Annotated in this window: 28 protein-coding genes; 14 read left to right on the top strand and 14 right to left on the bottom strand. The window is 58.4% G+C overall.

Translation table 11 applies throughout. The features are described 5' to 3' along the window. Window positions 1-12 precede the first annotated feature (12 nt). The 11 genes from BUC26_RS14985 to hisD form a co-directional block, all read right to left on the bottom strand. Window positions 13-972: a 2-hydroxyacid dehydrogenase gene (locus BUC26_RS14985; protein ID WP_073377405.1), complete on the bottom strand. Its 960-nt coding sequence runs from the start codon at window positions 970-972 to the stop codon at window positions 13-15. Between the two features lie 90 nt (window positions 973-1,062). Further along, window positions 1,063-1,233 carry a hypothetical protein gene (locus BUC26_RS23435; protein WP_153307086.1) on the bottom strand — a complete coding sequence of 57 codons (171 nt, stop codon included), beginning with the start codon at window positions 1,231-1,233 and terminating at the stop codon, window positions 1,063-1,065. A 24-nt stretch (window positions 1,234-1,257) separates the two neighbouring features. Continuing rightward, on the bottom strand, window positions 1,258-2,583 hold the full coding sequence (locus BUC26_RS14980; protein ID WP_073377404.1) for an amidase: 1,326 nt from the start codon (window positions 2,581-2,583) through the stop codon (window positions 1,258-1,260). Between the two features lie 30 nt (window positions 2,584-2,613). Beyond that, the gene (locus BUC26_RS14975; protein ID WP_073377402.1) at window positions 2,614-3,972 is read right to left on the bottom strand and encodes a TRAP transporter large permease; all 1,359 of its coding nucleotides are present in this window, start codon (window positions 3,970-3,972) and stop codon (window positions 2,614-2,616) included. Continuing rightward, window positions 3,969-4,613, bottom strand: coding sequence for a TRAP transporter small permease subunit (locus BUC26_RS14970; protein ID WP_073377401.1), 645 nt, complete (start codon window positions 4,611-4,613; stop codon window positions 3,969-3,971). Before BUC26_RS14970 ends, BUC26_RS14975 begins: the two co-directional genes overlap by 4 nt. A 95-nt stretch (window positions 4,614-4,708) precedes the next feature. Then, the gene (locus BUC26_RS14965) at window positions 4,709-5,869 is read right to left on the bottom strand and encodes a TRAP transporter substrate-binding protein (protein ID WP_208609804.1); all 1,161 of its coding nucleotides are present in this window, start codon (window positions 5,867-5,869) and stop codon (window positions 4,709-4,711) included. A 1,304-nt stretch (window positions 5,870-7,173) separates the two neighbouring features. Further along, entirely contained in the window at window positions 7,174-9,825 is a 2,652-nt protein-coding gene (locus BUC26_RS14960) for a sigma 54-interacting transcriptional regulator (RefSeq protein ID WP_073377399.1), read from the bottom strand. Between the two features lie 30 nt (window positions 9,826-9,855). Then, entirely contained in the window at window positions 9,856-10,773 is a 918-nt protein-coding gene (gene prs, locus BUC26_RS14955; protein WP_073377398.1) for a ribose-phosphate diphosphokinase, read from the bottom strand. A 27-nt stretch (window positions 10,774-10,800) separates the two neighbouring features. Continuing rightward, window positions 10,801-11,886, bottom strand: coding sequence for a 3-isopropylmalate dehydrogenase (gene leuB / locus BUC26_RS14950; protein WP_073377396.1), 1,086 nt, complete (start codon window positions 11,884-11,886; stop codon window positions 10,801-10,803). A gap of 447 nt (window positions 11,887-12,333) precedes the next feature. Then, window positions 12,334-12,996, bottom strand: a complete 663-nt coding sequence (gene rsmG, locus BUC26_RS14945) for a 16S rRNA (guanine(527)-N(7))-methyltransferase RsmG (protein WP_073377395.1) — start codon at window positions 12,994-12,996, stop codon at window positions 12,334-12,336. 20 nt (window positions 12,997-13,016) lie between these two features. Continuing rightward, window positions 13,017-14,321, bottom strand: a complete 1,305-nt coding sequence (hisD, locus tag BUC26_RS14940) for a histidinol dehydrogenase (protein WP_425267084.1) — start codon at window positions 14,319-14,321, stop codon at window positions 13,017-13,019. Between the two features lie 443 nt (window positions 14,322-14,764). On the opposite strand from hisD, the gene BUC26_RS14935 reads away from it, so the two are divergent. The 5 genes from BUC26_RS14935 to BUC26_RS23430 are packed head-to-tail and all read left to right on the top strand — an operon-like array spanning window position 14,765 to window position 18,668. After that, the gene (locus BUC26_RS14935; RefSeq protein WP_073377392.1) at window positions 14,765-15,850 is read left to right on the top strand and encodes a radical SAM/SPASM domain-containing protein; all 1,086 of its coding nucleotides are present in this window, start codon (window positions 14,765-14,767) and stop codon (window positions 15,848-15,850) included. Further along, a complete protein-coding gene (gene hemE / locus BUC26_RS14930; protein ID WP_073377390.1) occupies window positions 15,847-16,866 on the top strand; it encodes a uroporphyrinogen decarboxylase in 1,020 nt (339 codons plus the stop codon). Before BUC26_RS14935 ends, hemE begins: the two co-directional genes overlap by 4 nt. Beyond that, entirely contained in the window at window positions 16,863-17,468 is a 606-nt protein-coding gene (locus tag BUC26_RS14925; RefSeq protein WP_244155870.1) for an HD domain-containing protein, read from the top strand. The genes hemE and BUC26_RS14925 overlap by 4 nt, the downstream gene beginning before the upstream one ends. An 18-nt stretch (window positions 17,469-17,486) precedes the next feature. After that, on the top strand, window positions 17,487-18,473 hold the full coding sequence (locus tag BUC26_RS14920) for a YheT family hydrolase (RefSeq protein WP_073377384.1): 987 nt from the start codon (window positions 17,487-17,489) through the stop codon (window positions 18,471-18,473). A gap of 21 nt (window positions 18,474-18,494) precedes the next feature. Further along, window positions 18,495-18,668, top strand: coding sequence for a hypothetical protein (locus tag BUC26_RS23430; RefSeq protein WP_153307085.1), 174 nt, complete (start codon window positions 18,495-18,497; stop codon window positions 18,666-18,668). A 121-nt stretch (window positions 18,669-18,789) separates the two neighbouring features. On the opposite strand, the gene BUC26_RS14915 is transcribed toward BUC26_RS23430, so the two are convergent. The 3 genes from BUC26_RS14915 to BUC26_RS14905 are packed head-to-tail and all read right to left on the bottom strand — an operon-like array spanning window position 18,790 to window position 20,282. Next, window positions 18,790-19,116, bottom strand: a complete 327-nt coding sequence (locus BUC26_RS14915; RefSeq protein WP_073377383.1) for a ferredoxin-thioredoxin reductase catalytic domain-containing protein — start codon at window positions 19,114-19,116, stop codon at window positions 18,790-18,792. Continuing rightward, window positions 19,113-19,373, bottom strand: coding sequence for a glutaredoxin family protein (locus BUC26_RS14910; protein WP_073377382.1), 261 nt, complete (start codon window positions 19,371-19,373; stop codon window positions 19,113-19,115). Before BUC26_RS14910 ends, BUC26_RS14915 begins: the two co-directional genes overlap by 4 nt. Window positions 19,374-19,400: 27 nt before the next feature. After that, entirely contained in the window at window positions 19,401-20,282 is an 882-nt protein-coding gene (locus BUC26_RS14905; RefSeq protein ID WP_244155869.1) for a helix-turn-helix transcriptional regulator, read from the bottom strand. A 200-nt stretch (window positions 20,283-20,482) separates the two neighbouring features. Here BUC26_RS14905 and BUC26_RS23790 point away from each other — a divergent pair, with 200 nt between their 5' ends. The 9 genes from BUC26_RS23790 (at window position 20,483) to BUC26_RS14875 (ending at window position 25,134) form a co-directional block, all read left to right on the top strand. Next, complete coding sequence (locus BUC26_RS23790) at window positions 20,483-20,653, top strand: hypothetical protein (protein ID WP_167369264.1); 171 nt, start codon at window positions 20,483-20,485, stop codon at window positions 20,651-20,653. A gap of 36 nt (window positions 20,654-20,689) precedes the next feature. Continuing rightward, window positions 20,690-20,860, top strand: coding sequence for a hypothetical protein (locus BUC26_RS23785; protein ID WP_167369263.1), 171 nt, complete (start codon window positions 20,690-20,692; stop codon window positions 20,858-20,860). Between the two features lie 36 nt (window positions 20,861-20,896). Continuing rightward, window positions 20,897-21,067 (top strand): hypothetical protein, encoded by a 171-nt coding sequence (locus tag BUC26_RS23780; RefSeq protein WP_167369263.1) that lies wholly within the window; start codon window positions 20,897-20,899, stop codon window positions 21,065-21,067. A 271-nt stretch (window positions 21,068-21,338) separates the two neighbouring features. After that, entirely contained in the window at window positions 21,339-21,602 is a 264-nt protein-coding gene (locus BUC26_RS14900; RefSeq protein ID WP_073377379.1) for an RNA recognition motif domain-containing protein, read from the top strand. 329 nt (window positions 21,603-21,931) lie between these two features. Continuing rightward, the gene (locus BUC26_RS14895; protein WP_073377377.1) at window positions 21,932-23,179 is read left to right on the top strand and encodes a DEAD/DEAH box helicase; all 1,248 of its coding nucleotides are present in this window, start codon (window positions 21,932-21,934) and stop codon (window positions 23,177-23,179) included. A gap of 132 nt (window positions 23,180-23,311) precedes the next feature. Then, window positions 23,312-23,512: a cold-shock protein gene (locus BUC26_RS14890; protein WP_073377376.1), complete on the top strand. Its 201-nt coding sequence runs from the start codon at window positions 23,312-23,314 to the stop codon at window positions 23,510-23,512. A gap of 180 nt (window positions 23,513-23,692) precedes the next feature. Further along, a complete protein-coding gene (locus BUC26_RS14885; protein ID WP_073377375.1) occupies window positions 23,693-24,007 on the top strand; it encodes a hypothetical protein in 315 nt (104 codons plus the stop codon). A gap of 231 nt (window positions 24,008-24,238) precedes the next feature. After that, window positions 24,239-24,589 (top strand): DsrE family protein, encoded by a 351-nt coding sequence (locus tag BUC26_RS14880; protein WP_073377373.1) that lies wholly within the window; start codon window positions 24,239-24,241, stop codon window positions 24,587-24,589. 53 nt (window positions 24,590-24,642) lie between these two features. After that, entirely contained in the window at window positions 24,643-25,134 is a 492-nt protein-coding gene (locus BUC26_RS14875; protein ID WP_073377372.1) for a cupin domain-containing protein, read from the top strand. Window positions 25,135-25,146: the final 12 nt, after the last annotated feature.

Raw genomic sequence — 25,146 nt, 5'->3', positions numbered from 1 at the left:
TCCACCGCCTGATCAGGCGACGCGGTCTTTCGGCACTTTTCCGCCGAAATAGGCATCCAGGTTATCGAGTGCACGAAAGCCCATGGCGTCGCGGGTTTCTTTCGTGGCGCTGCCGATATGCGGCATCAGGAAGACATTATCCAGGTCCCGGTAGGCGGGATTGATATCGGGTTCATTGTTGAAGACATCGAGGCCGGCTGCATTGAGTTTGCCGGACTTCAGTGCGGCGATCAGCGCCTCGTCGTCGACCACCACGCCGCGGCTGGCGTTGACGACGATCGCCCCATCCGGCAGCAGCGCGATCCGCTCGGCGTTAAGCAGCTTTTCCGTCTGAGGCGAGGCGACGCAATGCAGTGCCAGAAAGTCGCAGTGCGGTAGCAACCCTTCAGGGGTATCGTGATAGATGGCCCCTTCTTCCACCTCAGGGGCGACCCGGTGCCGATTATGGTAGTGGATCTCCATATCGAACGCCCGAGCCCGCCGGGCGACCACCTGACCGACCCGGCCGAATCCGATGATGCCGAGCCGCCTGCCGGTCATCTGCACGCCGACCATGAAACTCGGACTCCAGTCCCGCCACCCTCTGTTGCGCACCAAACGCTCACCCTCGCTGGCCCGCCGGGCGGCACCGAGCATCAGCAGAATGGTCAGCTCGGCGGTGGCATCAGAGAGCACCTCGGGCGTGTTGGTCACCACCAGTCCCCGTTTTTTTGCGGCGGCGATGTCGACATGATCATAACCGACGGAGAAATTGGCGATGATCTTGACCCGCTCAGGCAGCCGCTCAATGACGGCGGCGGTGAATTTCTCGGTATGACAGGGCAGGATAGCGTCCGCAGCGGCCGCCTCCTTGATGATCCGATCGCCGTCGTAGAGCTCGTCGGCGGGGTTGAGAATCGGCTCATAGTCCCGCCGCAACCGGGCTTCGACCGCTTCGGGTAATTTTCTGGTTACCAGAACGACAGGTTTCATAGGCTATCCTCACTGTTTGGCAGGCATCTGCCGGCACCGGTCAAAGACAACCGCCGGGGCTTTTCCGCATCGCCTGCTCGCACCAATTGCTCAGATATGATCTTCGCCCACGGTGACCGATTTATAGAAATCGTAGAGCAGTGCGGCAAGGTTGACGCCGATGATCAGCCACAGGACAACGGATTGCAATCTGACCGCGTAATAAAGAAAGAAAACGACGGCCATCAGAACGGCGATTCCGCCGGTAATAATATTGCTCATATGCGTGTCTCTCCCTGGTACACGTTAACCGTTCAACTCCTCAACCAGCCAGCGGGCGGTGCGCAGCAGGGCTGCGTCGTCGCCGCGCGGCCCGACCAGTTGCACGCCGAGCGGCAGCCCCTGCTCGCCGACCAGCAACGGCAGGGTGATCGCCGGCATGCCGCAGAGGGTCCAGATGGTGCAGAACATCGGGCTCCCGGTGGAATCCAGGCCCAGCGGCGCCTCACCGACGGTCGCCGGCGTGATGATCGCGTCGTGCCATTCGAACACCTTGTCCAGCTCCTGGTTGTAGCCGGGAATGGTGGCAACCGCGTTATTGTAGGCAACGGCCAACTCCCGCTGCCCCCGCTCGATCATCTCCCGCAGCACCCCGCTCAATTGTTCCCGCCCGGTCTCGTATTCCTTGGCAAAACTTCGGGCCAGGTCGGCCTCCATGATGATACGGTGCTGCTCATGGGCATGGTTGAACGAAGCCGGCAGATCGATCTCGGCCACTTTGTCGCCGAGCGCCTCAGCCAGCTCGGCAAAAGCGGCGCGAGTCGACTCGTCGGCCCGATCCCAAACCGGGGTCTTTACCAGGGCCAGTTTTGGCGTCACCGGCGGTTCTTCGGACTGGATTTGCAGCAGGTGCGGCGTGGCCGCCAACCGGGTATCGGGGTCGTTGGGGTCATGGCCAATGATGGCTTCGGCTAGCACGGCACAATCTTCGATACTGCGGGCAAAGACCCCCACCTGATCGAGCGGCCGGGACTGCTGCAGCACCAGGTGCCGGGAAATCAGGCCAAAAGTCGGTTTGTAGCCATAGACGCCGCAAAACGATGCCGGCCGGATCATCGACCCGTTAGTCTGGGTGCCAATCGCCAGCGGCACCATGCCGGCGGCCACGGCAGCGGCGCTGCCGCTCGACGAACCGCCCGGTGTTCGCTGCGGGTCATGGGGGTTACGGGTTTTTGCCGGTGCAAAGACCGCCAGCTCGGTGGTCACCGTCTTACCCATGATCACCGCACCGGCCGTCCGCAGCCGGTTGACTACGGTCGCATCGGAGAGCGGCTGCCGGCCCCGGTGCAGGACCGTTCCGTCTTCGGTCGGCATGTCCATCGTATCGAAAATATCCTTGATTCCGACCGGCACGCCGTGCAGCGGACCGAGCCGCTGACCGGTCCGCTTGGCCTGATCGGCCTGGACGGCCTGATTGACGGCCAGTTCCGGGTCGAGGAAGGCCCAGGCCTGCACCGTCTCTTCGAGCTGGTCGATCCGGGCCAGACAGGAGCGCACCAGTTCTTCGGAACTAAGCCGTCCTTCGCGAATCTCGCGCGCCGCCTGCACAGCCCCCATCAACGCCGGTTCCATAACGCCTCCATTCGTCATCTATCACCCACTTTACCGGGCACCGCCATAGACCAGATCCGGCAGCCAGGTAGTCAAAAATTGGAAATTATACAGCAGAATCATAGCCAGGATAACGATCGCCAGAAACGGCATCGACCCCCGGAAAATCGCGGTAAGCTGGATATGCGGTGGAGCAATGCCTTTCAGGTAATAGCAGGACATGGCCATCGGCGGTGTCAGAAAGGACGTCTGCAGGTTGAACGCGACGAGGATGCCGAAGAACAGCGGATCGATGCCGAAGGCGTCGAGCAGCGGCAGGAAGATCGGCACGAAGATGATGATGATCTCGCTCCATTCCAGCGGCCAGCCGAGCAGGAAGATGATCACCTGGGCTAGGATCAAAAAAGCCACCGGCGGCAGGTTGAGACCGATGACAAAATGCTCGATGACGCTATGCCCGCCGAGATAGGAAAAAACCGAGGAAAACGTCCAGGAACCGACAAACAGCCAGCAGACCATCGCCGAGGTGCGGGTCGTCAGGTAGACCGAGTCGCGCAGTCTGTGCCAGGTCAGCTCACGATAGCCGGCCGCCAGCGCGATGCTGCCGAAAGCGCCTACCGAGGCGGCTTCGGTCGGGGTGGCCAAGCCGAACAGGATTGAGCCGAGCACCGCGAGGATCAGCAGGGTCAACGGAATGACCGAGGTCAGCAGCATCATGAACAATTCCCTGGCTGGAATATCGGTCTGCTCCTTTGGTGGTTTGGGTGCCAGTTTCGGGTTGAGCGTCGCCCGCATGACTACGTAAATGATATACATACCGGCTAGCATGAAACCGGGCAGCAATGCGCCGGCGTAGAGTCTGACGACCGAGACGCCGGAGATGGCGCCATAGACGATCAGCATGATGCTGGGCGGTATCAGAATGCCGAGACAGCCGCCGGCACAGACCACACCGGCCGAGAGCTTCTCATCGTAGCCGGCTTTGAGCAGGGCCGGAAAGGCGAGCAAGCCCATCAGCGTGACCACGGCGCCGACGATACCGACGGCAGTGGCGAAGATCGCACAGGTGATCAGCGCGGCAACAGCCATCGCCCCGGGGATAAACCGGGCGGCGATATTGAGGCTGAAAAAAAGGCGCTCGACGATATTGGCCCGCTCAACGATATAGCCCATAAACAGGAAGAGCGGCACGGCAACCAGCACATCGTTGGTCATAACCGAATAGGTTTGGTTGACGAGCAGGTCAAAAATGGTGTTTTGCAGCGGATGGTCCATCCAGGTCGGTGTCGCGTAAGCGTAGTAACCGAACCCGACGCCCATCGCGACCAGCGTGAAGCAGATCGGAAATCCGAGCAGGATCGAGGCCACGAACGACCCCATCATCAACATGGCTACCTGGGGATCTGTCATTGTGCGCCCTCCTCTCGCTTGGCGGCCAGCTCACGCTCGGCCTTGGCGGCCTCGCGCTTGTGCTGTTCGATCAACACCTTCTCCATCTCCTCGACATCGTGCATACGCGCCGGCCAGCTGCCGTTTTTCAGACAGAGCACGCAGCGAATAGTCTCGGCAATGCCCTGCAACAGCAGGATTGCCGAAGCGATCGGCAAAATGGTCTTGAGCGGCGCAATCGGTACACCGGCAGGACTGTTGACGCTGATTTCCCCCTTTGGTCCGGTAAACCCGTACGGCATATAGCCCCAAGACTCAATCGCATAGCCAGTACCGGCATAGATCAGGGCGAGTATGCCGGGGTAGAAGAAAATAAAGTAGAGCACCAGCTCAATTCCGGCCTGGATTCGTGGCGGCCAGAGTCGATAGACAAAATCGCCGCGGACATGAGCATTGCGCGACAGGGCATAGCCGCCGGCCATCATGAACAGTGTTCCGTACATGATATAGCTGACATCAAACGCCCAGTCGGTTGGGTTTCTCAGCGCATAGCGGACAAAAACTTCATAGCTTGTCGCAAAGGTCAAAATCAGGATGCACCAGGCAAACGATTTGCCCACCCATGCACTCAAGCGGTCGATAAAATTCAGGAAATGATTCATACTCGCATCCTCGGCTGAAAATCGGCGACGTTTGAAGAGGCGGACGCCGCACCTGGCGGCGTCCGCTGGAAAAGAAACAACAAGCCGTTACATCATCAATAACCGAGTTCTCCCGGAAAATGATGGTCGTAGGCGAGTTTGTAGTCCGCCGTATTGAGCAGCTCGTAGTAGGCTACCCGGTGGGCGAATTCTTTCTGAGATTTGACGACTTTGGCAAAGAACGGATCTTTCTCGAGATCGGGCAGCAGAGCATCCCAGGCATCGAGCTGTTTCTTCAGAATCGATTCCGGGGTACGGACCACCTTGACTCCGGCCTCGTCCCTGAGCCACAGCAGATCCTTGGAATACTGATCCTGGCCACGCCAGAAGTTGGCTGAGGAAGCGGCCTCGGCACCATACTTGATGATCGCCTTGTGCTCATCCGGCAGCGCGTTGAACTTATCCTTGTTGAACATGATTTCGAAGAACTCGGCAGCCTGATGATAGCTACTGAGCATGTAGATCTTTGCCACATCCTGAGCGCCGAAGCTCCTATCCGAGGTCGGGTTGTTGAACTCGAACGCCTCGATAACGCCACGCTCCAGGGCCGGTACGATCTCGCCGCCCGGCAGCTGGGTGACCTTGACGCCCATCGACTGGAAGAGGTCCGCGGCCAGACCGACGGTCCGGTACTTCAGGCCGACCAGATCATCGGCCGATTTAACTTCTTTCTTGAACCAGCCGAGTGGCTGAGCAGGCATCGGCATCGCAAAGAAACTTACGATATTCAGGCCGAGCGCCTCCATCAGCTCGTGATACAACTCGTTGCCGCCGCCATGGTGCATCCAGGCCAGTCCCTGATGGGCGTTCTGGCCGAAAACCGGGCCGGTGCCGAACAGGGAAGCGACCTTGCTCTTGCCGTACCAGTAAACGGCAACCTCATGTGCAGCATCCAAGACGCCCTTATGAACGGCATCCTGGACCTGGAATGCCTTGACGACTGCGCCGGCGATCAAATACTCGATCTTCAGCCGTCCGCCGGCCATCTCGTTGACCCGCTTGACATAGTCCGTCGCGAAGTCGTTGAAGATATCCTTGGCACCCCAGGCACCCTGCATCTTCAAAACCACTGTTTCAGCGCGGGAAACCATCGGGAAACCCATGGTAGCGACTGTTGCCGCACCAGCGGCAGCGGCAGCGGTTTTCAAGAATTTACGGCGGCCGGTCTTCACGTCGTCCTGCTTGGTTACACTGGTGTTCATCTCTTCTTTCTTCATCAACGGTACCTCCTCACTGAGCTTTGATAGTTTGTAAAACTGATCAGCAGCAAAAATCACGTCCGATACTCCGGCAAGATTCCGCCGCCCGCTCCTTTTACGACATCACAGCAGAGGAGCCGCGTTGCCGTAAAACCTGGTTACCACGTTGCGCAATTACCTCCCGCGACACTGTCGCAGCGTTACTGCCCGATTCGTGGCCGGCCGCCGGTCGGACGGTCGGCAGAAACTGGTATTACCAAGATCACAATCGGGAAATTTATTGAAAAAAAGAGACAAACTACCGTATAAAAATAGACCAAGTTCCGGAATAGGCAGGTCGTTGGTGTGATGATGCGGGGAACAATGAGACGAGTGTCTATGAAGAAAAGAGTCGATGGGGTTCGCCACGAGTCTTGTCGAGCAAAATTTCGAATATACACGCCGTCTGGAATAGCGGTGCATATCGTTTACCGCTGCTGAGAATCTGTCATGACAACTGTTTTTTCTGAGCCGGACACGGCTTGGGGACGCAAAATAATGCCTGGCAAAGAATACGACAATCGGCCAATCTGCAACGGGAGCATCAATTTATCTTCTATTAACTTTCACAAATTTTGCAAGGAAAATCAAGTGCGACCGTCGAAAGAAATTATCGCGTCCTGCCATCTCTCTATTTCCATGTAGTAATTCGTCATACCGGAGACTGGTAATTCAGTTTCGTTTTAGTAATCAATCCGTGCTAACTGTGGACATACCATTTGTTGGTTTAACCACAAAAATACCTCCAATGATTTGCCTGCGGCCTGCCACCAGGCGGTCGGCCGCAGACCTCAGCGAACTCGAAAATTACACATATTTAACCATATATGCAGCAACCTGCTGCAATCCAGAATGGCTCCGCCAAGCAACGCCCGCAAGCCGGTGACGCAGGCGGCAGAAAGGGAGAAAATATTTTTTAAAATGGAATGATATTTGCTTGTACAAAAGTACCCCTCTTGAAAAGCTGTTTATCCAATAAACAGCCCCCCCGAATCGGGTAGAACCTTTGTACTGGGTCAGGTTCTACCCGATCTTTTCTTTTATTCTTCCTCACCATCAGCGTGCAAGCTGCAGGTTACAGACGCCTTGCGCTCCGGCACGGTTGCGAAAAATTCCCCCCCGACCCGGCCGACGTTGCCGAAGGTTACTCTCCGCCGACCCTGCGGGCTGCAGCATCAAGCTTATGCAAGCGGGCAACAACAGCCGCACGTAAGGAAGCATTCACCAGCCGGCCAGCCGCGGCGAATCCCGTCGTTGAGTGCTACGGCCTCCGACAGTAAGAACTAGAAGAGGATGATCTCCGAAGTTTTCATAAAGAAGATGAAAAGGATCGTAAAACCGGCCAGGAAGCTATAAGGCAGGATCAAATCCCGGGTGGTGACCCCGCCCCCCTTGAGACGGTCGATAATACGATGGGTCGCATAGAGTGAGGCGAAAAAGCCGCCGGCCACGGTGAAGACCTGCAACAAGGCCGAGGCATCCGGCGAGATCAGTCGCGCGCCCGCCTCGATCGGTGCCATCGCCAGGATTTCCCGTATATTGGCAACCAGCCGCCAGGATTGACTGACGAAAATTTCAAAGTGAACCGCAAGATAGACGCCGAGGATGATCGGAATAAAGCCGTAGCCGAGCAGCGGTAGCAGCATGGTGCGATCAACCCGGGTGAGCTTAGCCTGGACCTGTACCATCAAGTAGTAGCCAAGCTGGAAGAGAAAAATTAGCCCGAAGAAGATCAGCGAGCCGATCAGTGCGAACGGCAACCGGCCGAACCCGTGCGGATAGGTCTGTTGCAGCCAATATATCCATTGATAAAGATCCTGGTGCAGCGCAAACGGGAAGAAGATTGCGCCGAGCGCCACGATCAGGAAACTATCGGCCTGCCGCGGCGCCTCGATGTCCCATAACTCCTGGGGCGCCATACGAACGTTGAGGTGGATGGAGTGTTTCTTACACTGCTTGATACACTGGCCGCAGACGATGCAGTCCCGATTGTTGTCGACCATGAACGGGTGGCGAAACATCGGGCACCCTTCCTGATCTTCCAGTCCGGTATAACACGCGTGATCGGTGCAACGGTTGAGACAGAGATGCCGGTTGGAACGGAGCTCGAGAATGGACGGCATGGCGAAGATGGCATTGATCGCCCCGAGCGGGCAGAGATACCGGCACCAGGTTCGCCGCTTGTAAAAAATACTGAAGAAGATCGAGCCAATGGTGATGCCAAGGATAATCCAGCCGGAAAGGATCGGCCGTTCGTAGGCGTTGAAGACGATCTCCACCCAGAATACCAGGATGCACAAGGCCGACATCAGCCAGCCCGAGTAGTTCTTGATAAACTGCGGCGTCGGACGCTTCGGTTTGATCGCGTATTGCAAGAGCGTACCCGGCATGGCCAGCGTGCAGACCGAGCACCAGGTGCGGGCCAGGAAGAAAAACGAGAAAAACAACAGCGGCCAACCGATGACCCAGCTCAGAGTGATACCGATATTTTTTTCGGGATCGGTCGGACCGAAAAACAGCGTCGCCACCGCGATGAGCAACACAATACCGACCACGGCCCGCGGTAGGGCCGGATAAAGTCTGCTCTCGAACAGCGAGCGGACCCAGCCGATGCGCAGCAGGTTGAATTCCCATTTCCCTTCACTCTTCGGCAGCCCGAGCAGGATGTGATCGCTGTGCAGTTCATCGTCCCTGGCCAGCATCACCGCGCGCTGGATCACCGCAGAGAGCTCGGTGAGATTACCGGGCCAGTCGTAATTCATCAGGATGCCGAGCGTCTCCGGCGAGACCTGGGAGATATCCTTGCCGTACTCCCGGCTGAAGCGATGCACGAAATAATCGATAAACGCGGGTAGATCGCGTTTGTGGAAACGCAGCGGCGCGACATGGAAACTGTGCGGCGCCAAAATGTCATCCAGCGTTTTGCTGATCGATTCGTTTTCCTTCAGCTTTTCCGGTGACAGATCGCTGGTAAAAATGAGCCGGGCCTGCAGCGCGATCTGCCGGTCCTCACCGATCCGTGAAAAGGTCATGGTTTTGATCGCCTCGGCCAGCCGCTCCTGGACCGAAGGCGGAATCCTCTCCAGATGGCGCAGCACGATGGTCCCCAGACAGAACTGCTCGAGCAGACCGGTCTGCCGAACCCGGCTGAACGGAAACGGATCGTTCTTCACGCCGAAAAGCTTCTCGGCCAGTTCGTCGCCGTTGTAATCCCGGACATCGATTTCGATATACGGTCCCTGGGCCTGCTTGCCTTGCAGGTGAATGTGCTTGGCCATCATCCGCCGCCCAGTGCCGGACTCACCGGTCAGCAGGATCGGCTCGTCGATCTTGGCAAATGTCTTGATGGCGGCCTGGATTTCCCGCGCACATTGCGAGCGCATTACCCGCTCCTGATCGCTGCCGTTTGCCGCGCCATTGTCCTGGCCCATACCGACGATGGGCATCATGTCGGCGACGCGAATCTCTTCCCGGGTTGAGATGTCGCAGGCCAGCGCGCCGGCCGCTTGATTCTGAAAAGCGATCCGCAGCCGCTCGGCCAGGGCCGCCTCGATGCGTTCCTGAACGATCCGGTGCTTGCGCAGCAATTTTTTGAAAAACGGAGCCTTGAAACAGATCAGTACCGATTCGCAGAGGGAACGGATGGTCAACGCCTGCGGTTTATTGGTGAGCAGCGAGGTCTCCCCGAAGTGACCGCCGGCGCCGACCCGGCCGACGATAGTCTTGACCCCGTCTTCACCTTCGATGAGCAGTTCCATCTCCCCGACGCCAACCACATAGAAGGTATCGGCCTCATCTCCGGCGCGATGAACGACCTCTCCCTCGGCTACGTGCTTGACCGTTGCCTGCGAGGCAATCGCGGCCAACTGCTCGGCGTCGAGATTGCGAAACAGCAAGGACTGTTCTAGGTAGACCTGAATGTCGTCCGCTTTCATCGCATTATCGTAGGACCGCCGCCCGTTGGTTCAATAGTTGAAATGCGACGATAGAATCTCGGCGACGAGCGGTGCCACCGAATAGACATCGAGCAGATCGTCGGATTCGACACCGGGGTAGGTGTCCGAACCGATCACTTTTTTGATTGGCGATGCAGCGAACCGGCGACGTGACTCGCCGGCCAGCACCAGATGGGTCGCCATCACGTAGACCTCGGTAGCGCCGGCATCGAGGCAGCGGCAGGCGGTCTGAATGATCGAACCGCCGGTCCTTATCATGTCGTCACAGACAATTGCCGTCCGCCCCCTGACCACGCTGGACACCTGGCCGACAATGGTCTTGTCCGTGTCGTAACGATCCTTGTCCGCCGCGGTATGCGGGCACTGCAGCAGGCTGGCCAGCCTAGCGACCCGTTTGGAAAAACCGTAATCGGGCGATACCAGCACGTAGTCGTCGATGCCCAGGCTGTTGATTTTTTCGACGACGAGGCGATCGGTCCAGATATGCAACGTGCCGATCTCTCCCGAGTGGGCATGGAGGACGGCCTCGGAATGCAGATCGATAAAGGCGACGAAACCGGGTCGGGCGAGAAATATCTGGCGGGTCCTGGTGATGCCTTTCGGAATCTCCCGGGAGAACGGCTTGACCCGTTCCATTGTCGAGTAGCCGAGAAACGGGATCACCACATTGATCGATGCGGCGTTCCAGAAACCGCCACCGGCGATCAGATCGAGCACCTCCTGGTGCGATGCATCATCGTGCGTCGCACCGACAATAATCAGGTGCCGGCCGGCCACATTGCAGGGAAAGGCGTGGAAGACCTCGCCGTCGGCAAAGCGTTTACGGACCATCTCGGAAAATTCAACGCCGAGCTGTGCGGCTACTTTCCGTGCCAACGGCGCAGACGCCTCGGTGGCGACGAGCACCAGTTCCCGTTGCTTTTCCATCACCCGATCCCTCCTGCCAACAGCCGGTTATGAACCCGCCGTCAACTCGCCGACGATGGCATCGCCCATCGCTGCGGTACCGACCGGTTGTCGGCCGCCGGCGGCGATATCACCGGTGCGGATCCCGTTTTCCAGCGTCTTTTCGACAGCCTGATCGATGGCGGCCGCCGCCTCCTCGAGACCGAAGCTGTAGCGCAGCATCATCGCCGCGGACAGGATTTCGGCGATCGGGTTGGCGATCCCCTGGCCGGCGATATCGGGAGCGGAGCCGCCGGCCGGCTCATAGAGTCCGAACTTGTCGCTGTTGAGGCTGGCCGAGGCGAGCATCCCCATGGAGCCGGTGAGCATCGCCGCCTCGTCGGAGATGATATCGCCGAACATGTTGCCGCATAGCATCACGTCGAATTGATGGGGATCGCGGACCAGCTGCATCGTCGCATTATCGACATAGATATGGCGCAGCTCGACATCCGGATAGTCACGGGCCACCTCGCTCACCACCTCGCGCCAGAGCACCATGGTGGTCAGCACGTTGGCCTTGTCCACCGAGGTGACCCGCTTGCGGCGCAGACGGGCGGCGTCGAAGGCCATCCGGCTGATTCTCTCGATTTCCCGCCGGGTATAGCTCATCGTGTCGAAGCCGCGCTCTTCCGGACCGCTGCCTTCACGACCCTTCGGCGTGCCGAAATAGATGTCCGAGGTCAATTCGCGAACGACCAGGACATCAAAACCGTCACCGACGATATCGGGGCGCAGCGGGCAGGCCGCGGCCAGCGGCGGGAAGACCCGGGCCGGCCGGAGATTGCAGAACAGGTCGAAATGTTTGCGCAGCGGCAGCAGGGAGGCGCGTTCCGGCTGTCGTTCGGGCGACAGCCCCTCCCACTTCGGCCCGCCCACCGAGCCGAACAGGATCGCATCGCTCTGTTCGCACAACTGTAAGGTGGCCGCGGGTAGCGCCTCACCGTGACGGTCGATGGCCACGCCGCCGACGTCGGCATATTCAAAATGCAGGGTGAAACCGAATCGGCGTTGGGCAGCGGCCAGCACCTTGATCGCCTCCGCCATCACTTCCGGGCCGATTCCGTCTCCGGCCAATACAGCAACCTGTTTCATGATCTCTCCTCAGTATCGAATTCTCGACCAACAATGTACACAACTCAACCAACGGTGGAAAACGTCTTTCAACTAAAAGGGGGACACCTCTCAACTATCGGCGGGACAGGTTTTAACCTGTCCTCCGCTCACTTCTGTCCTCCGCTCACCCCCATTACTGACTGAAGCCCACAACGAACAATGAAAATCGGCATCGGGATCGGCAGGGCTGGCCGGTCCTGCTTCCAGCTGCTGCGCTGCGGCCTGATCGGCTTGCCTCCGAGGCCGGCAGACAGGCCATCCATGGCCTGGCCGCCGGTGGCTGACGTCCTGTCAGCCACACTACGGGCCTGATTCTCCGGCCCGCCGGGCCTTCGCGATGCAGCCTCCAGCAGAACCGGCCAGCCCGGGAAGTTCAGCCTGTGGAACTGATTTTCATATAAAAACCTCCTGTCGTCCGCTAGCTGATTACTGAGCGGTCCGGAAGACGAGCAACACCCGCTCGGCACCGGAGACGGGCAACCGATACTCATGGCGTTGCTCCAGATGCCACGGTTCCGGCAGCGTGGCAACAGCCGCCAATTCCTCCTTATAACGAGGCCCCTTCATGCAGACGATGCGGCAATCCGGACGACGAAATGACGAACACCGGGTCAGGAAATCACTGATGCTGGTCACCGCCCGGCTGACCACCCACCGATACGCCGCCTCGCCATCGACCGGAGCACCCGGCTCGAGCCGGCAGGCCAGCACATCGATATCATCGAGCCCCTGCGAGCGGATGACCTGGCGAAGAAAAGAGACCCGCTTGAGTCGCGGTTCCATCAAGCGCACCGGTCGCCGCGGCTCGACAAGCTTGCAGACCAGCCCGGGAAACCCGGCACCGCTGCCGACATCGAGCAGTGCGGCGGCCGGATCGCCAAGCACACCAGCCAGAGCCAAAGAATCGACAAAGTGCTTGTCGACCAGCTCCTCATCGGCCATCTCCTTTGAGATCAGGTTGACCTTGGCTGCCCGGCGCCGCAGCTCGGTAAAATAGTCAAACAACCCGGCGACCGCGGCCGGATCCGGCCGGTAACCGACAACCGCCCCGCCGGCGGAGACCTGCTCGCTGAAAGCCTGAAAGTGCATCAACTCTACTCTATCCGCGCTCAGCCGAGTCTCCTGGTGACCGAGGCGGCGTGTGCCGTCAATCCTTCGAGTCGGGCAAGGGCCCGGATGTGGTCGGCATCGCCGGCCAGCGCCGCCGCCGAGTAGGAGATAATCGAGCTTTTCTTGAGAAAAGTCTCCACGCCAAGCGCCGAGGCAAATCGGGCGGTGCCCATGGTCGGCAGCACATGGTTCGGTCCGGCCAGATAATCACCGGCGGCTTCCGGGGTATGGCTGCCCAGGAAAATGGCGCCGGCATGGCGGATGTGCGGCAGCTGCGACCACGGATCACCGATCTGCAGTTCGAGATGCTCGGCGGCAATGTCGTTGGCCAACTCGATTGCCTCCTCCAAGGAGGTCGCGACGAAGATCCGGCCGTGTTCGGCCAGCGCCGCACGGGCTGTTTCGGCCCGGCTCAACTCACCGAGCTGACGGTTCAACTCGGCGAGGATACGCTGCGGCAGCAGCGCGTCGATGGTGATCACCACGGCCAGCGCCTGCGTGTCGTGTTCGGCCTGGGCCAGCATGTCGGCGGCGATATAGGCCGGATTGGCAGTCTCATCGGCGACGATCAGCACCTCAGACGGGCCGGCGATCATGTCAATGCGCACCAGTCCGGCGACCTGCCGTTTGGCCTCGGCGACGAAACGGTTCCCCGGCCCGACGATGACATCCACCGGCGCAATGGTTTCACTGCCGTAGGCGAGCGCCCCGATGGCCCAGGCGGAACCGGCCTTGTAGATCTCGGAGATGCCGATCTCCCGGGCAGCGACCAGCAGATGCGGGCTAACGGAGCCGTCCGGTGACGGCGGCGTCACCATAACCCGGCGCGCCACCCCGGCGATGCCGGCCGGAATGCCGTTCATCAGCACCGACGAGACGAGCGGCGTCGAGCCGCCCTGTCCGCCGGGCACATAGAGCCCGGCGCTGTCCACCGGCCGCACCAGACGACCGACAATACTGCCGTCCGGCCGGGTCTGCAGCCAGGAGTCTTCCATCTCCCGCTCGTGAAATTCGCGGATCCGGTCGATGGCTACTTCCAGCGTCTCCAAAAACGACGTATCTACGGTACGATATGCTGCCTCCATCTCGGCCGACGAGATCACCAATTCGGCGAGTGTCAGCTCCGGCGCGTCAAACCGTCGAGAATAGTCGAGGATGGCATCGTCTCCGCGACGCCGGACATCGGCAAGAATGGCGGCCACCTGGTCCCGGCAATCGTCATCGACCGACTGGATCCGGGAGTAAAGCCCTTCAAGAGCAGCCCGTCCGGCCGGACTGCCTGTTGTCAAGATTGTGATCATCAGTACATCCCATCGTCCGTTATCGCCGTAGACCGGCTGAAAAAAGTAGTACTTCCACGCACACGGCGACGCATTATACGCTATTTGCCCGGCTTTAGAAAGGGTAACCGGCGATGGCACAAGCAGTGTTCCGGGGGGATCGCCGGTGGTGTCCAGGCCCGCTTAACGAATGCCGGCACCACCCCGCCGGAGACCGGCGGGGTGGACTATCTGCCGCTTTTCCTTTGAAGTTGCCGGAAAAAGAAATATAGTTACGCCTCAAGCAACAAAACGCCAAAGGGGCGCTTGAAAAAATCGAAATTTCGTTCAAGATCTTGGCGCGCAAGGAAATTTTACCGCAGGCATAGTTGATATTCCGAGGATAAAATTTGATTGCGCACCGATGATTGTGGACGAAATGGCGACTTTCAAGGTTCCCCAAAGACGCATCAGCCAACGGCACGGTCATGGAATTCGAACCGAAATGGATCGCCTGGGAAACCACCCGGCGCTGCAACCTCTCCTGTGTACACTGCAGGTCGTCATCAGAGCTTGAGATACAGGGACACCCTGATTTCACCCTGGACCAGGCGAAAACAATCATCGACGATATCGCCTCTTACGCCAGCCCGGTCCTCGTCCTTTCCGGCGGTGAGCCGCTATTGCGTCCGGACATCTTCGATATCGCCCGGTACGGCACCGATCAGGGACTACGCATGTGCCTGGCAACCAACGGTACCCTGGTTACCGAAGAGATTTGCCACCAGATCAAGGAGGCCCAGATAAAAATGGTCTCCCTCAGCCTCGACGGGGCCAATGCGGCCACCCACGACAATTTCCGCAACCAGCCCGGCGCCTTTGCCGGCACAATGCGGGCTATCGAATTGTTCAACCGCCACCAGATCCCCTTTCTCGTCAACTCTTCATTCACCGTGCGCAACAAGGACGAGATTCCGCAGATCTTCCAACTGGTCAAGGAACTGGGCGCCGTCGCCTGGTACATGTTCATGATCGTGCCGACCGGCCGCGGCGAGGACGTGGTCGACGAGCTAATACCGGAATCGCTGTACAACGAGATCCTCGAATGGCATTACCGGGTGGAAAAAGAAGAGACAAAGATCCTGATGCGGCCCACCTGCGCACCCCACTATTACCGAATTGTCCGGCAGAAGGCCAAGGAGGACGGCGAACGCTTCACAAGGCGCAACTTGAACTTTTCCACCGGCGGCTCCAAAGGCTGCCTGGCGGGCCAGTTGATCTGCCTGATCGATGTCGATGGCGAGGTGCTGCCCTGCAGCTATTTCCCCAAATCGGCCGGCAATATCAACCAGGTTCCGTTCAAAAAAATCTGGGAAGAGTCGGAGCTCTTCCTGCAGCTGCGCGACTTTTCCAGCTACAAGGACAATTGCGGCCGCTGCGAATACGTCAATGTCTGCGGCGGCTGCCGGGCCCGGGCCTATGCGATGACCGGCGACTACCTGGCCCAGGAACCGTTCTGCAGCTACCAGCCGGCCACCCGGCGTCACCTTTCCCAAACCAGTCAACACTCATGAACGATACCTTCCTGAAGGCCTGCCGCGGCGAGGCCACCGACTACACGCCGGTCTGGATGATGCGCCAGGCCGGCCGCTATCTACCGGAGTACCGGCAAGTGCGCGGCTCCATCTCTTTTCTCGAGTTGTGCAAGACACCGGAACTCTGTGTCCAGGTGACCCTGCAGCCGGTCGAGAGGCTCGACGTCGACGCCGCCATCCTCTTCTCCGACATCCTCATCCCGATGGAGGCGATGGGATTGCCACTGGAGTTTCACGACGGGCGCGGCCCGATCTTCCCGGAAACGGTGCGCGACCGGGCCGGTGTCGAGAAACTGATCGTCCCCAACCCTGAAGAGACCATGGGCTTCGTGATGGAGACCATCCGGCTGCTGCGCCGCGAGCTGAAGGTGCCGCTCATCGGTTTTGCCGGAGCGCCGTTCACCTGCGCCACCTACCTGATCGAAGGCGGCTCGTCCAAGGCGTTCTGGGAAACGAAGAAAATGATGTTCACCGCGCCGGAGCTGTTCCACCAGCTGATGGACAAGATCAGCCGCTGTACTACCGCCTACCTGCTCGCCCAGGCCCGGGCCGGCGCCCAGGCCCTGCAGCTGTTCGACTCTTGGGCCGGCATCCTGGCGCCGTGCGATTTCGAGCAATACGCCGCCCCCTATGCCGCACGCATCATCTCCGAACTACAGTCGACCGGTCTGCCGATAATCTATTTCGCCAATAACGGCGCCACGCTGCTCGAGCAGTCGGCGGCCACCGGTGCCAACGTGATCGGCATCGATTGGCGGATCAATATCGGCGAGGCGATCAAACGTATCGGACCACGGGCCATCCAGGGCAATATCGATCCGGCGGCCCTGCTGCTGCCGGCCGAAAAACTGCGCGAGCGGATCAAAAACCTGCTCGACGGCGCACGTGCGGCCCGGGGCCATATCTTCAACCTGGGGCACGGCATCCATCAGTTCACCCCGCCCGAGCAGGCTCGCATCGCTGTCGACGCAGTGCATGAGCTGAGCCGCCGGTGACGCTGTCATCCGCCATGGCTATCGCCATCCCCAGTCGCCCCACCTGCCTGGCCCTGATGGAGCAATACGACATGCTGGACAACATCCGGCAACACTCGCTGCTGGTCGCCCGGGTGGCCGAGACCTTGGTGCGTTATCTCCATGCCCCCGATGTCGAGACGGCCGATGTCGCCGGCGTTGAACTGGTCATTGCCGGAGCCCTGCTGCACGATATCGCCAAAACTCGCTGCCTGGACGGCAGTTGCCGCCATGCCGAGGAAGGCCAGTTGATCTGCGAGGAACACGGCTACCCGGAAATCGGACGAATCGTTCGGGAACACGTGATCCTCAGCAGTTTTAAGCCGGATCGCTACCGCAACGGCATCTTCCCGGCCCGGGAAATTGTCTACTACGCGGACAAACGGGTTCGTCACGACCAGATCGTCTCTTTACAGGATCGGCTCGACTATATCATCGAGCGCTATTCCGACCACAACCCGCTGATCGAACAGCGGATCAAGGACAACTTCCTGACCTGCCAGGAACTGGAGGGGTATCTCTTTTCCTTCCTGCCGTTCTCGGCTGACCGGTTGGCGGATCACGTGCCGGCCGACAGCGACTAAGCAACGCCGGCCTACCTCATGCCGCTATTGCCGCACCCACCGTACCTGCCCCCCTTTCCGTTCACCAGCGGCCACCTGCAGACCATTTTCCCGACTGCCTGCCGACCAACGCCGCAAACCACTCCCCTGGCCGAGCGCATCACCACTCCGGACGGGGACTTCCTCGATCTCGACCGCCACCGCTGCCGAAACGGATCGACAGACCGACTGGCGGTGATCAGCCACGGGCTTGAGGGCCACGCCCGGAAGAAATACCCCCTCGGTATGGCCCGTCACCTGACTAACCATGGCTGGGATGTCATCTGCTGGAGTTTTCGCGGCTGCTCCGGTGAGCCGAACCGCTTGCCACGTTTCTATCATTCCGGTGTTACCGACGATCTGCACACGGTAGTGACCCACGGGCTTACCGGTGGCCGGTATACAACGGCGGCACTGATCGGTTTCAGCATGGGCGGCAACCAGACCTTGAAATACCTCGGCGAGGATCCGGCGCTGGTACCGCCGGAAGTACAGGCCGCCGTGGTCTTTTCGGTGCCCTGCCACCTGGCCGATGCGGCGGCGGTGATGAACGGCCGGAAAAATCGTATCTACATGCGCTACTTCATGAAGAGTCTCAAGGAAAAGATCAAACAGAAAGCGAAACTCTATCCGGAGCTGTTCGATTTGCGCGGCTTGGATGAAGTGACCACCTTCGAACCGTTCGACAATCGCTATACCGCGCCGCTGCACGGTTTTCGCGACGCTGCCGATTACTACCAACAAAGCTCCTGCCTACCCGTGCTGCCGCAGATCGGCGTGGCCACGCTGATCATTCAGGCTATGGATGATCCGTTCCTGGCCGCTTCATGCTACCCGGTGCGCGTCGCTGAGGCCAGTGCCCATCTGCATCTGGAGATACCGCACTTCGGCGGTCATGTCGGCTTTATGGGAGGATGGCGGGATACTGTCTATTGGTCGGAACAGCGAGCGGAAGCCTTCTTGAGAGAAACGGCCGGGTTGCGGTGAAAGCAGGTGTCTGTATTTACCATGACAGGGATCACAATGAACTTTGAAATCGTCATCGTGGTCGGCAGGGCTGGCCGGCCCTACCTCCGGCTGCTGCGCTGCGGCCTGATCGGCTGGCCTACGAGGCCGGCAGACAGGCCATCCATGGCCTGGCCGCCGGCTGCGGACGTCCTGTCCGCAGCCCTACGGGCCTGATTCTCCGGCCCGCCGGGCCTTCGCGATGCAGCCTCCGGCAGGACCGGCCATCCCGGGGGACTGTTTTTCCATACCGCCATGACAGGGCTCACAGCGAAGCAAAAAACGTCACTACAGCTCTTTAGCAGAGCTCGGCCGGGCGTCGCTCCGGGACAAAGACGTGCTCGATCGAACCCTCATTCCAGGCTGCCGACACGTAGAGCCCGCAGTAGCAGCTGCCGTATTCCCGGACATCGGGTTCGCGATAGTCGCAGGGGCAGATGATATCCCGGTCTGCCTTCCGGTCTTCCCTGGCCAGGCGGCAGGGGCAGCACATGTAGCCGTAGCGCTCGCGGTTGGTCAACAGCCCTTCGAGAAGAAACAGGGTCTGTTCCCGATCGCGGTTGAAAAAGTAGCCTTTCGGTTCGTTAACCGTCTTGAGTTGGTCATAGAGTTGTTCGGCGTTCATTGGTTCACTCCGAGTTCTTCCATGATGAGCTTCCTCTGGAAGCCGATGATGGCCTTGTCGCCGATGAAAATCACCGGAAAGGCCTTTTTTTCGTTATATGGAGCCATTTTCTTGAATAATTCCGAGCGTTCGTCCTTGGGCATCAGGTCAACGTGCGTGACGTCATAGTCGATCTCGTGGGTTTTCAGCAATTCCATCAGGGCCTTGCATTGCAAACAGGTGGACAGGACCAGGAGACTCACTTTCTTGTCGGTCATGGCACTTCTCCTTGTATTTCCGTTGTATCACGCTTCGTGATCTTTGGTTTGCAGAGATAACAGATATGACCGCAAGTTTCTACCGGTACCTGTCATCCCGAGTTTCTTCCTGATCTGTTTGCGGTGGAAATCGACAGCCGCCGTCGAAACCAGCAGCACATCGGCGATCTCGGCGCTGCTGCGCCCTTCCCGAACCATGGTCGCCACCTTGATCTCCTGCGGCGTCAGCTGTTGGTACAGAGCGGTCAGCCGGTTGAGAAACGGAGCTGTCACTTCGCCGAGTCGCTGCTCGATAATCTCGACCATGGTCCTCTCCCGCTTCGCTAATGGCCGATCCATGAGTTCCTGGACGTATGGCAGGATCAAGGTCCTGACATTGGCCAACATGTTGTCCTCGAGTTGCAGCCGATCCTTTTGCCGATGATCGAGCAAGACCTTGAGAGCGATATTGCTCTCCGTCAATTTTTCCGTCTGCTCCCTGAGATCGCTTTCTCGCTCGGCCAACTCCCGCTGGATATGCATCAACGGAGTGATATTCTCGTGCGACATGATCACCTTGTGAGCACCCGGCTCGCGAAAGCGCACCACCCGGAGCGCGAACCAGCGCTCTTCCTCCGGTGAATGACAGGGATAGTTGATAAAAACCTCCTCGATCTCCCCCTTGATGACCTGCCTGATGCCGGCGGCAATGACGGCCGGCTCATCGTAGGGCTCGCTGCTTGCCCGGTCACAGGTGTCCAGGTAATTCAGACCAATACAAGATGCCTCGATAGTGATGCCGTTATCCCTGCCGAATTCCCTCCAGGCCCGGTTCGTCTCAACAATCAAGCCGGTATGGTCAAGGATCGCGACGTGCGCGGAGATCGAATCAAGCGCCACCTGGTAGATATTGAGCATTGTCTCTTCCATCGTCCTCTCTCCAAATGTTTTTCATCGACCGGCCAACGCGGAAAAACCGGTAATCAGGCGAAACCATGTACGCCACATTATGCCGCCACCGGTTTTATGGTAGCATAAACTATCATAAAACTACCTTTTTTCATCCATTGTAGCAAGAGATGTCCGGACTTATCTTTGAGTCAACGCCAACCAAAGAACAGGAGGATGTCATGAAAGGCGGATATGAATCAATAGTCTGGATCAAAGATAAAGACGGCAAAGAGTACGCTTGCTACATCGATGATATCAACCAAGACGCCCATGTCATACAGGCGTTAAGCAGGGAAGAACAGGCACGGTGCCTGGATGTCAACGAACTGGTCGGCACCGAACGCTGGTAAGCATACATCCAAACATATCATACAAGGAGACAGGTCATGAAAGGTGGATACGAATCACTCGTCTGGATCAGGGACAAAAATGGTAAAGAGTACGCCTGCTACGCCGACGATCTGAAAGGCAAGATCCGAACCAAGGAAGAGTTGACCGAAGAAGAAAAAGCACAGTGCACCGATGTCAGTGAACTGGTCGGCACCGAACGCTGGTAAGCACACATCCCAACACACTGCATAAGGAGACAGGTCATGAAAGGTGGATACGAATCACTCGTCTGGATCAGAGACAAAAACGGTAAAGAGTACGCCTGCTACGCCGACGATCTGAAAGGCAAGATCCGGACCAAGGAAGAGTTGACCGAAGAAGAAAAAGCACAATGCACCGACGTCAGTGAACTAGTCGGTACCGAACGCTGGTAGAAACATTTTCGCCGGCAATTCCGTTGCGCCCCGGTGCGGCCCCTGCCGAACCGGGGCGCAAGCCGTTTTCAATTCTCGCAGAACCGTTTGCAATCAACGGGGTGTTACACTTTTTTCTTGTATTCCTGAGAAAAGGGTTTATTGTTGTCTGGATTGAGAAGGTACTCAACGAACGGATCACGCATAGCGTCTGTTACCATCTATCTTGTAGCGCTCCTTTTCCTGTTGCCGATAGAGATACGTGCTGATCACAGCCCCTTGGAGAGGCGGGATGAAGCTCTTTATCGGCAATCTGCCCTATGATATAAACGAAACGGAATTGCGCGAGCTCTTTAGCGCCCACGGCGAAGTCGTCGATATGAATCTGATCCTGGATCAGTTCTCCGGCCGGTCAAAAGGGTTCGCCTTTGTCGAAATGTCTTCCCGATCCGGTGGCCAGCAAGCCATGGAAGACCTGAATAAGCGGACCTACAAAAACCGTCAATTAGTCTGTAACGAAGCAAAACCAAAAAAGAAATCACGGGGCCGGCGCTAGTGCGTCGGAAAACGACGGCATAGCTTGCCTGCCGGCGACCCGCAACACGGCATACGATCACCGAACATACTATAATCAGATAGTCATCCCACAGGCATTCGCTTCCTCTCTCGCTTGCCGTGCTCGATCCTGTCACCTCGAAACGACATCCTATTGTAACGACAACAACCCCCAACGCCTTCTTCCGGACCTGGTCCCGTCGACGGCAGTAAACCATTTTCTATCTAACACAAATCATCAATGACGGCCTTCGGGCCGCCTGCCGGAACTCCGGGACATTTCGCCCCGGCATTGATTCCGGACTTATGCATCATCTACAAGGAGTATTCATGAGCTTTACCGAATTTTCGTTTCACCAGCAGCTCCAGGCGAACCTGGACACCTGCGGCTACCTTGCCCCGACCCCGATCCAGCAGCAGGCCATCGGCCCGGTTCTGGACGGTCGGGACTTGCTCGGCCTGGCCCAGACCGGCACCGGCAAAACCGCCGCGTTCGTGCTGCCCATCCTGCAGCGACTGCTCAGCGGCCAGCGCGGTTGTCTGCGCGCCCTGATCGTTTCACCGACCCGGGAACTGGCCGAACAGACCCACGAGTATATCACCAAGCTGGCCTCCCGCACCAAACTGCGCAGTGCCGTAGTCTACGGCGGCGTCGGCAAACCGGCGCAGATCGCCAGAATCAGAGGCGGCGCCGAGATTATCGTCGCCTGCCCCGGACGCTTGCTTGATCTCGCCCAGGACGGTGTCGTCAATTTTTCCAAAGTGCAGACCCTTGTCCTCGACGAAGCTGACCACATGTTTGACAAGGGCTTTCTGCCGGATATCCGCCGGATCGTCAAACTGCTGCCGAAACAGCGACAAAACCTGGTCTTCTCGGCCACCATGCCGCCTGAGATCCGCACCCTGGTGGAAGGGTTGCTGACCGATCCGGTAACAGTGCAGGTCGACCACGACAAGACCATCGACACCATCTCGCACGTTTTTCTGCGCGTCGCGCAGCACAACAAGATTGTTCTGCTCAGGGATATTCTGCAACAGGGCGGCGTCTCAACCGCCATCGTCTTCACCCGGACGAAGCACAAGGCAAAGAGCCTTGCCCAGCAGCTGGCCAAGAACGGACACAAGGCGACCTCACTGCAGGGCAACCTGTCCCAGCAGAAACGCCAGGAGGCCCTGAACGGCTTCAAGAACGGCACGTACACCATCCTGGTGGCAACCGATATCGCCGCGCGAGGCATCGATGTCTCGGATATTTCCCATATCATCAACTTCGACATGCCAGAAACGACCGAGACCTATACCCATCGGACAGGACGAACCGGACGGGCAAAACGGCACGGCGAAGCGCTCAGCTTCATCGCCGAGGACAACGGCCGTCTGGCATCAACGTTGGAACGGATGCTCGGCAACAAGCTGGTCTACCGGACCCACAGCCACACCGGCCAGGCAACCCGGACCGACAACCAGCCGCAGGAAGCGCGACAACAAGATCACAAAGTCGACCGGAATAAGCGCCCACCGCGCGGCAAACGGTCATCACAGCGCAACCGTTCACTGGCGTTTGACTTCGGTGTCTGACAGCACCGGTCAAACAACCGTGACCCAAGCGCACCATGCAGCACCAGAATTAGTCACCCCGGATCGATCATCGATCCGATTTATCAAAACGGTCTCCGCATTGACGGGGCCACATTCGAAGGAGCAGTACTCATGGCAAAAGGCACAGTAAAATGGTTTAACGACGCAAAAGGTTTTGGCTTCATCGCTCAGCAGGACGGTGCCGACGTATTCGTCCATCACAGCGGTATCATGTCCAATGGCTTCAAGTCACTGGACGAAGGCGCCAGCGTTACCTTTGATGTCGTCGACGGTCCTAAGGGCCTGGCGGCAACCAACGTCGTTCAGCAATAGCAGCCTGCTTTTCGGCAGTTCCCGGGGGCGGCGTCTTCATCAGACGCCGCCCCCGGCTTTTCTCTCACATTTGCCTCCCCCCGACTCACCCTTCATTTTCTCCACAGCTCCCCCTTGACAGCCCCCTCTTCTGACGGTCTACTTGATAAACACCTACGGAGTTTTCCAGGAGACGACAATATGGAAGAAACCACCGCTTCAATGGAACTCGGGAAAAAAGACGCCCGGACCTTCATCAGCAATGAACGCATCGACTATCAACCGTTTATCGCTCTAAGCGACATGCATCTGGTGCGTAAAACCGTTCCCGCAACCTACCAGCTCCTGCAGGAGACCCTGCTCAAACTGGACGATGACTTGTGGCTGGAAATCGATACATCGACCAGCCGTCTCGCCGAACAACACGGCACCGCGTTCAACTTCGACGAATACACCAAAGGCTTCGTCGCCGGTGTTGCGGCAGTTTGGGAAAAGATTCGTGATACAGTGCTCTGATCGCCTCTCTTCCGCCACGGCAACGACCGAGAATGCCATCAGACAGGTCGTGTCTGGCCCGGTGACACAATGTAACACGTTAAATCGATTCGCTTTTTTCCGGTTGCTTTTGGCCGGCAAACAGGCCATCATTCAACCGCGCGACTGAAGTCGCAACGTACGGTCAATGCTGTCAGCCAGGCCGGGAAATCAGCCTGCCACGTAAATAATCACCAGCAGAGGGAGCTCACCATGGCCAATTTTCTGTTTGTCCTCCGGGACAACGACTTTGAAAAGGCAACTAGGTGTTTTCAATTCGCAAAAATAGCCCACGGAAAGGGACATCATGTCGATCTGTTTTTCATCGACAGCGGCGTCGATTGGGCGATAAAAACACGCGACGGCAGCAAAAAGACGGATACCGGCGATTGCGTCGACGATTATCTGCCGTATCTGGTGGAACACGAAGTGCAAATCGGGATCTGCACGCCATGCGCGAAGAACCGCAAACTCGACGAAGCGCACTTCCATGCCAACATGGCATTGGACGGCGGGCCGCATCTGATCGACATGGCCGCCGAAGCGAAGGTTTTCAACTTCTAGGATCTTCCGGGAAATACCGGCTACTCTGCCGGACCGGCGACAGGTAGTGGCCAATGGCCGACGGCTATACCAGGCATCACTTCGACTTTGATACACTCCCGTGGCTAACCAGCCCGCGCCGTCAGTTGGAGCTGCGTGGAGTGGCCCTTGGTTTGATCAAACTCCCGGCCGATCAGGGCTACACCTTCACCCATCAGCATCGAGAGCAGGAAGAGGTCTACATCGTCGTTGACGGTAACGGGGAAATGCTGCTCGATGGAAAACGGGAGCCGCTCGGCCGGGGCGACATCGTTCGCGTCGATCCGGCAACGAAACGGGCGCTGAAAGCCGGTCCGGACGGTCTCTTCGTCATCTGCGCCGGGGCGGTGCCGGCGGGGTTTCCGAAGCATCCCGATTCGCGCTACCTGATCGACGACGGCATCCCCGACTACGCTGATATCCCACCGTGGTATCAAGGAGATGAAACGGTAGTGGAGAATAATGCCCGGCTCAAGCGCAGGATGCTCGCGGCAGAAAAGCGGCGTGCCGAGAAAAAAAAGAGTTAACCCGTAGAGCCG

Origin of the sequence: Desulfofustis glycolicus DSM 9705 (genome assembly GCF_900130015.1) — a bacterium.
Classification (GTDB): Bacteria; Desulfobacterota; Desulfobulbia; order Desulfobulbales; family Desulfocapsaceae; genus Desulfofustis; species Desulfofustis glycolicus.
This window is presented reverse-complemented; position numbering and strand designations above follow the sequence as displayed.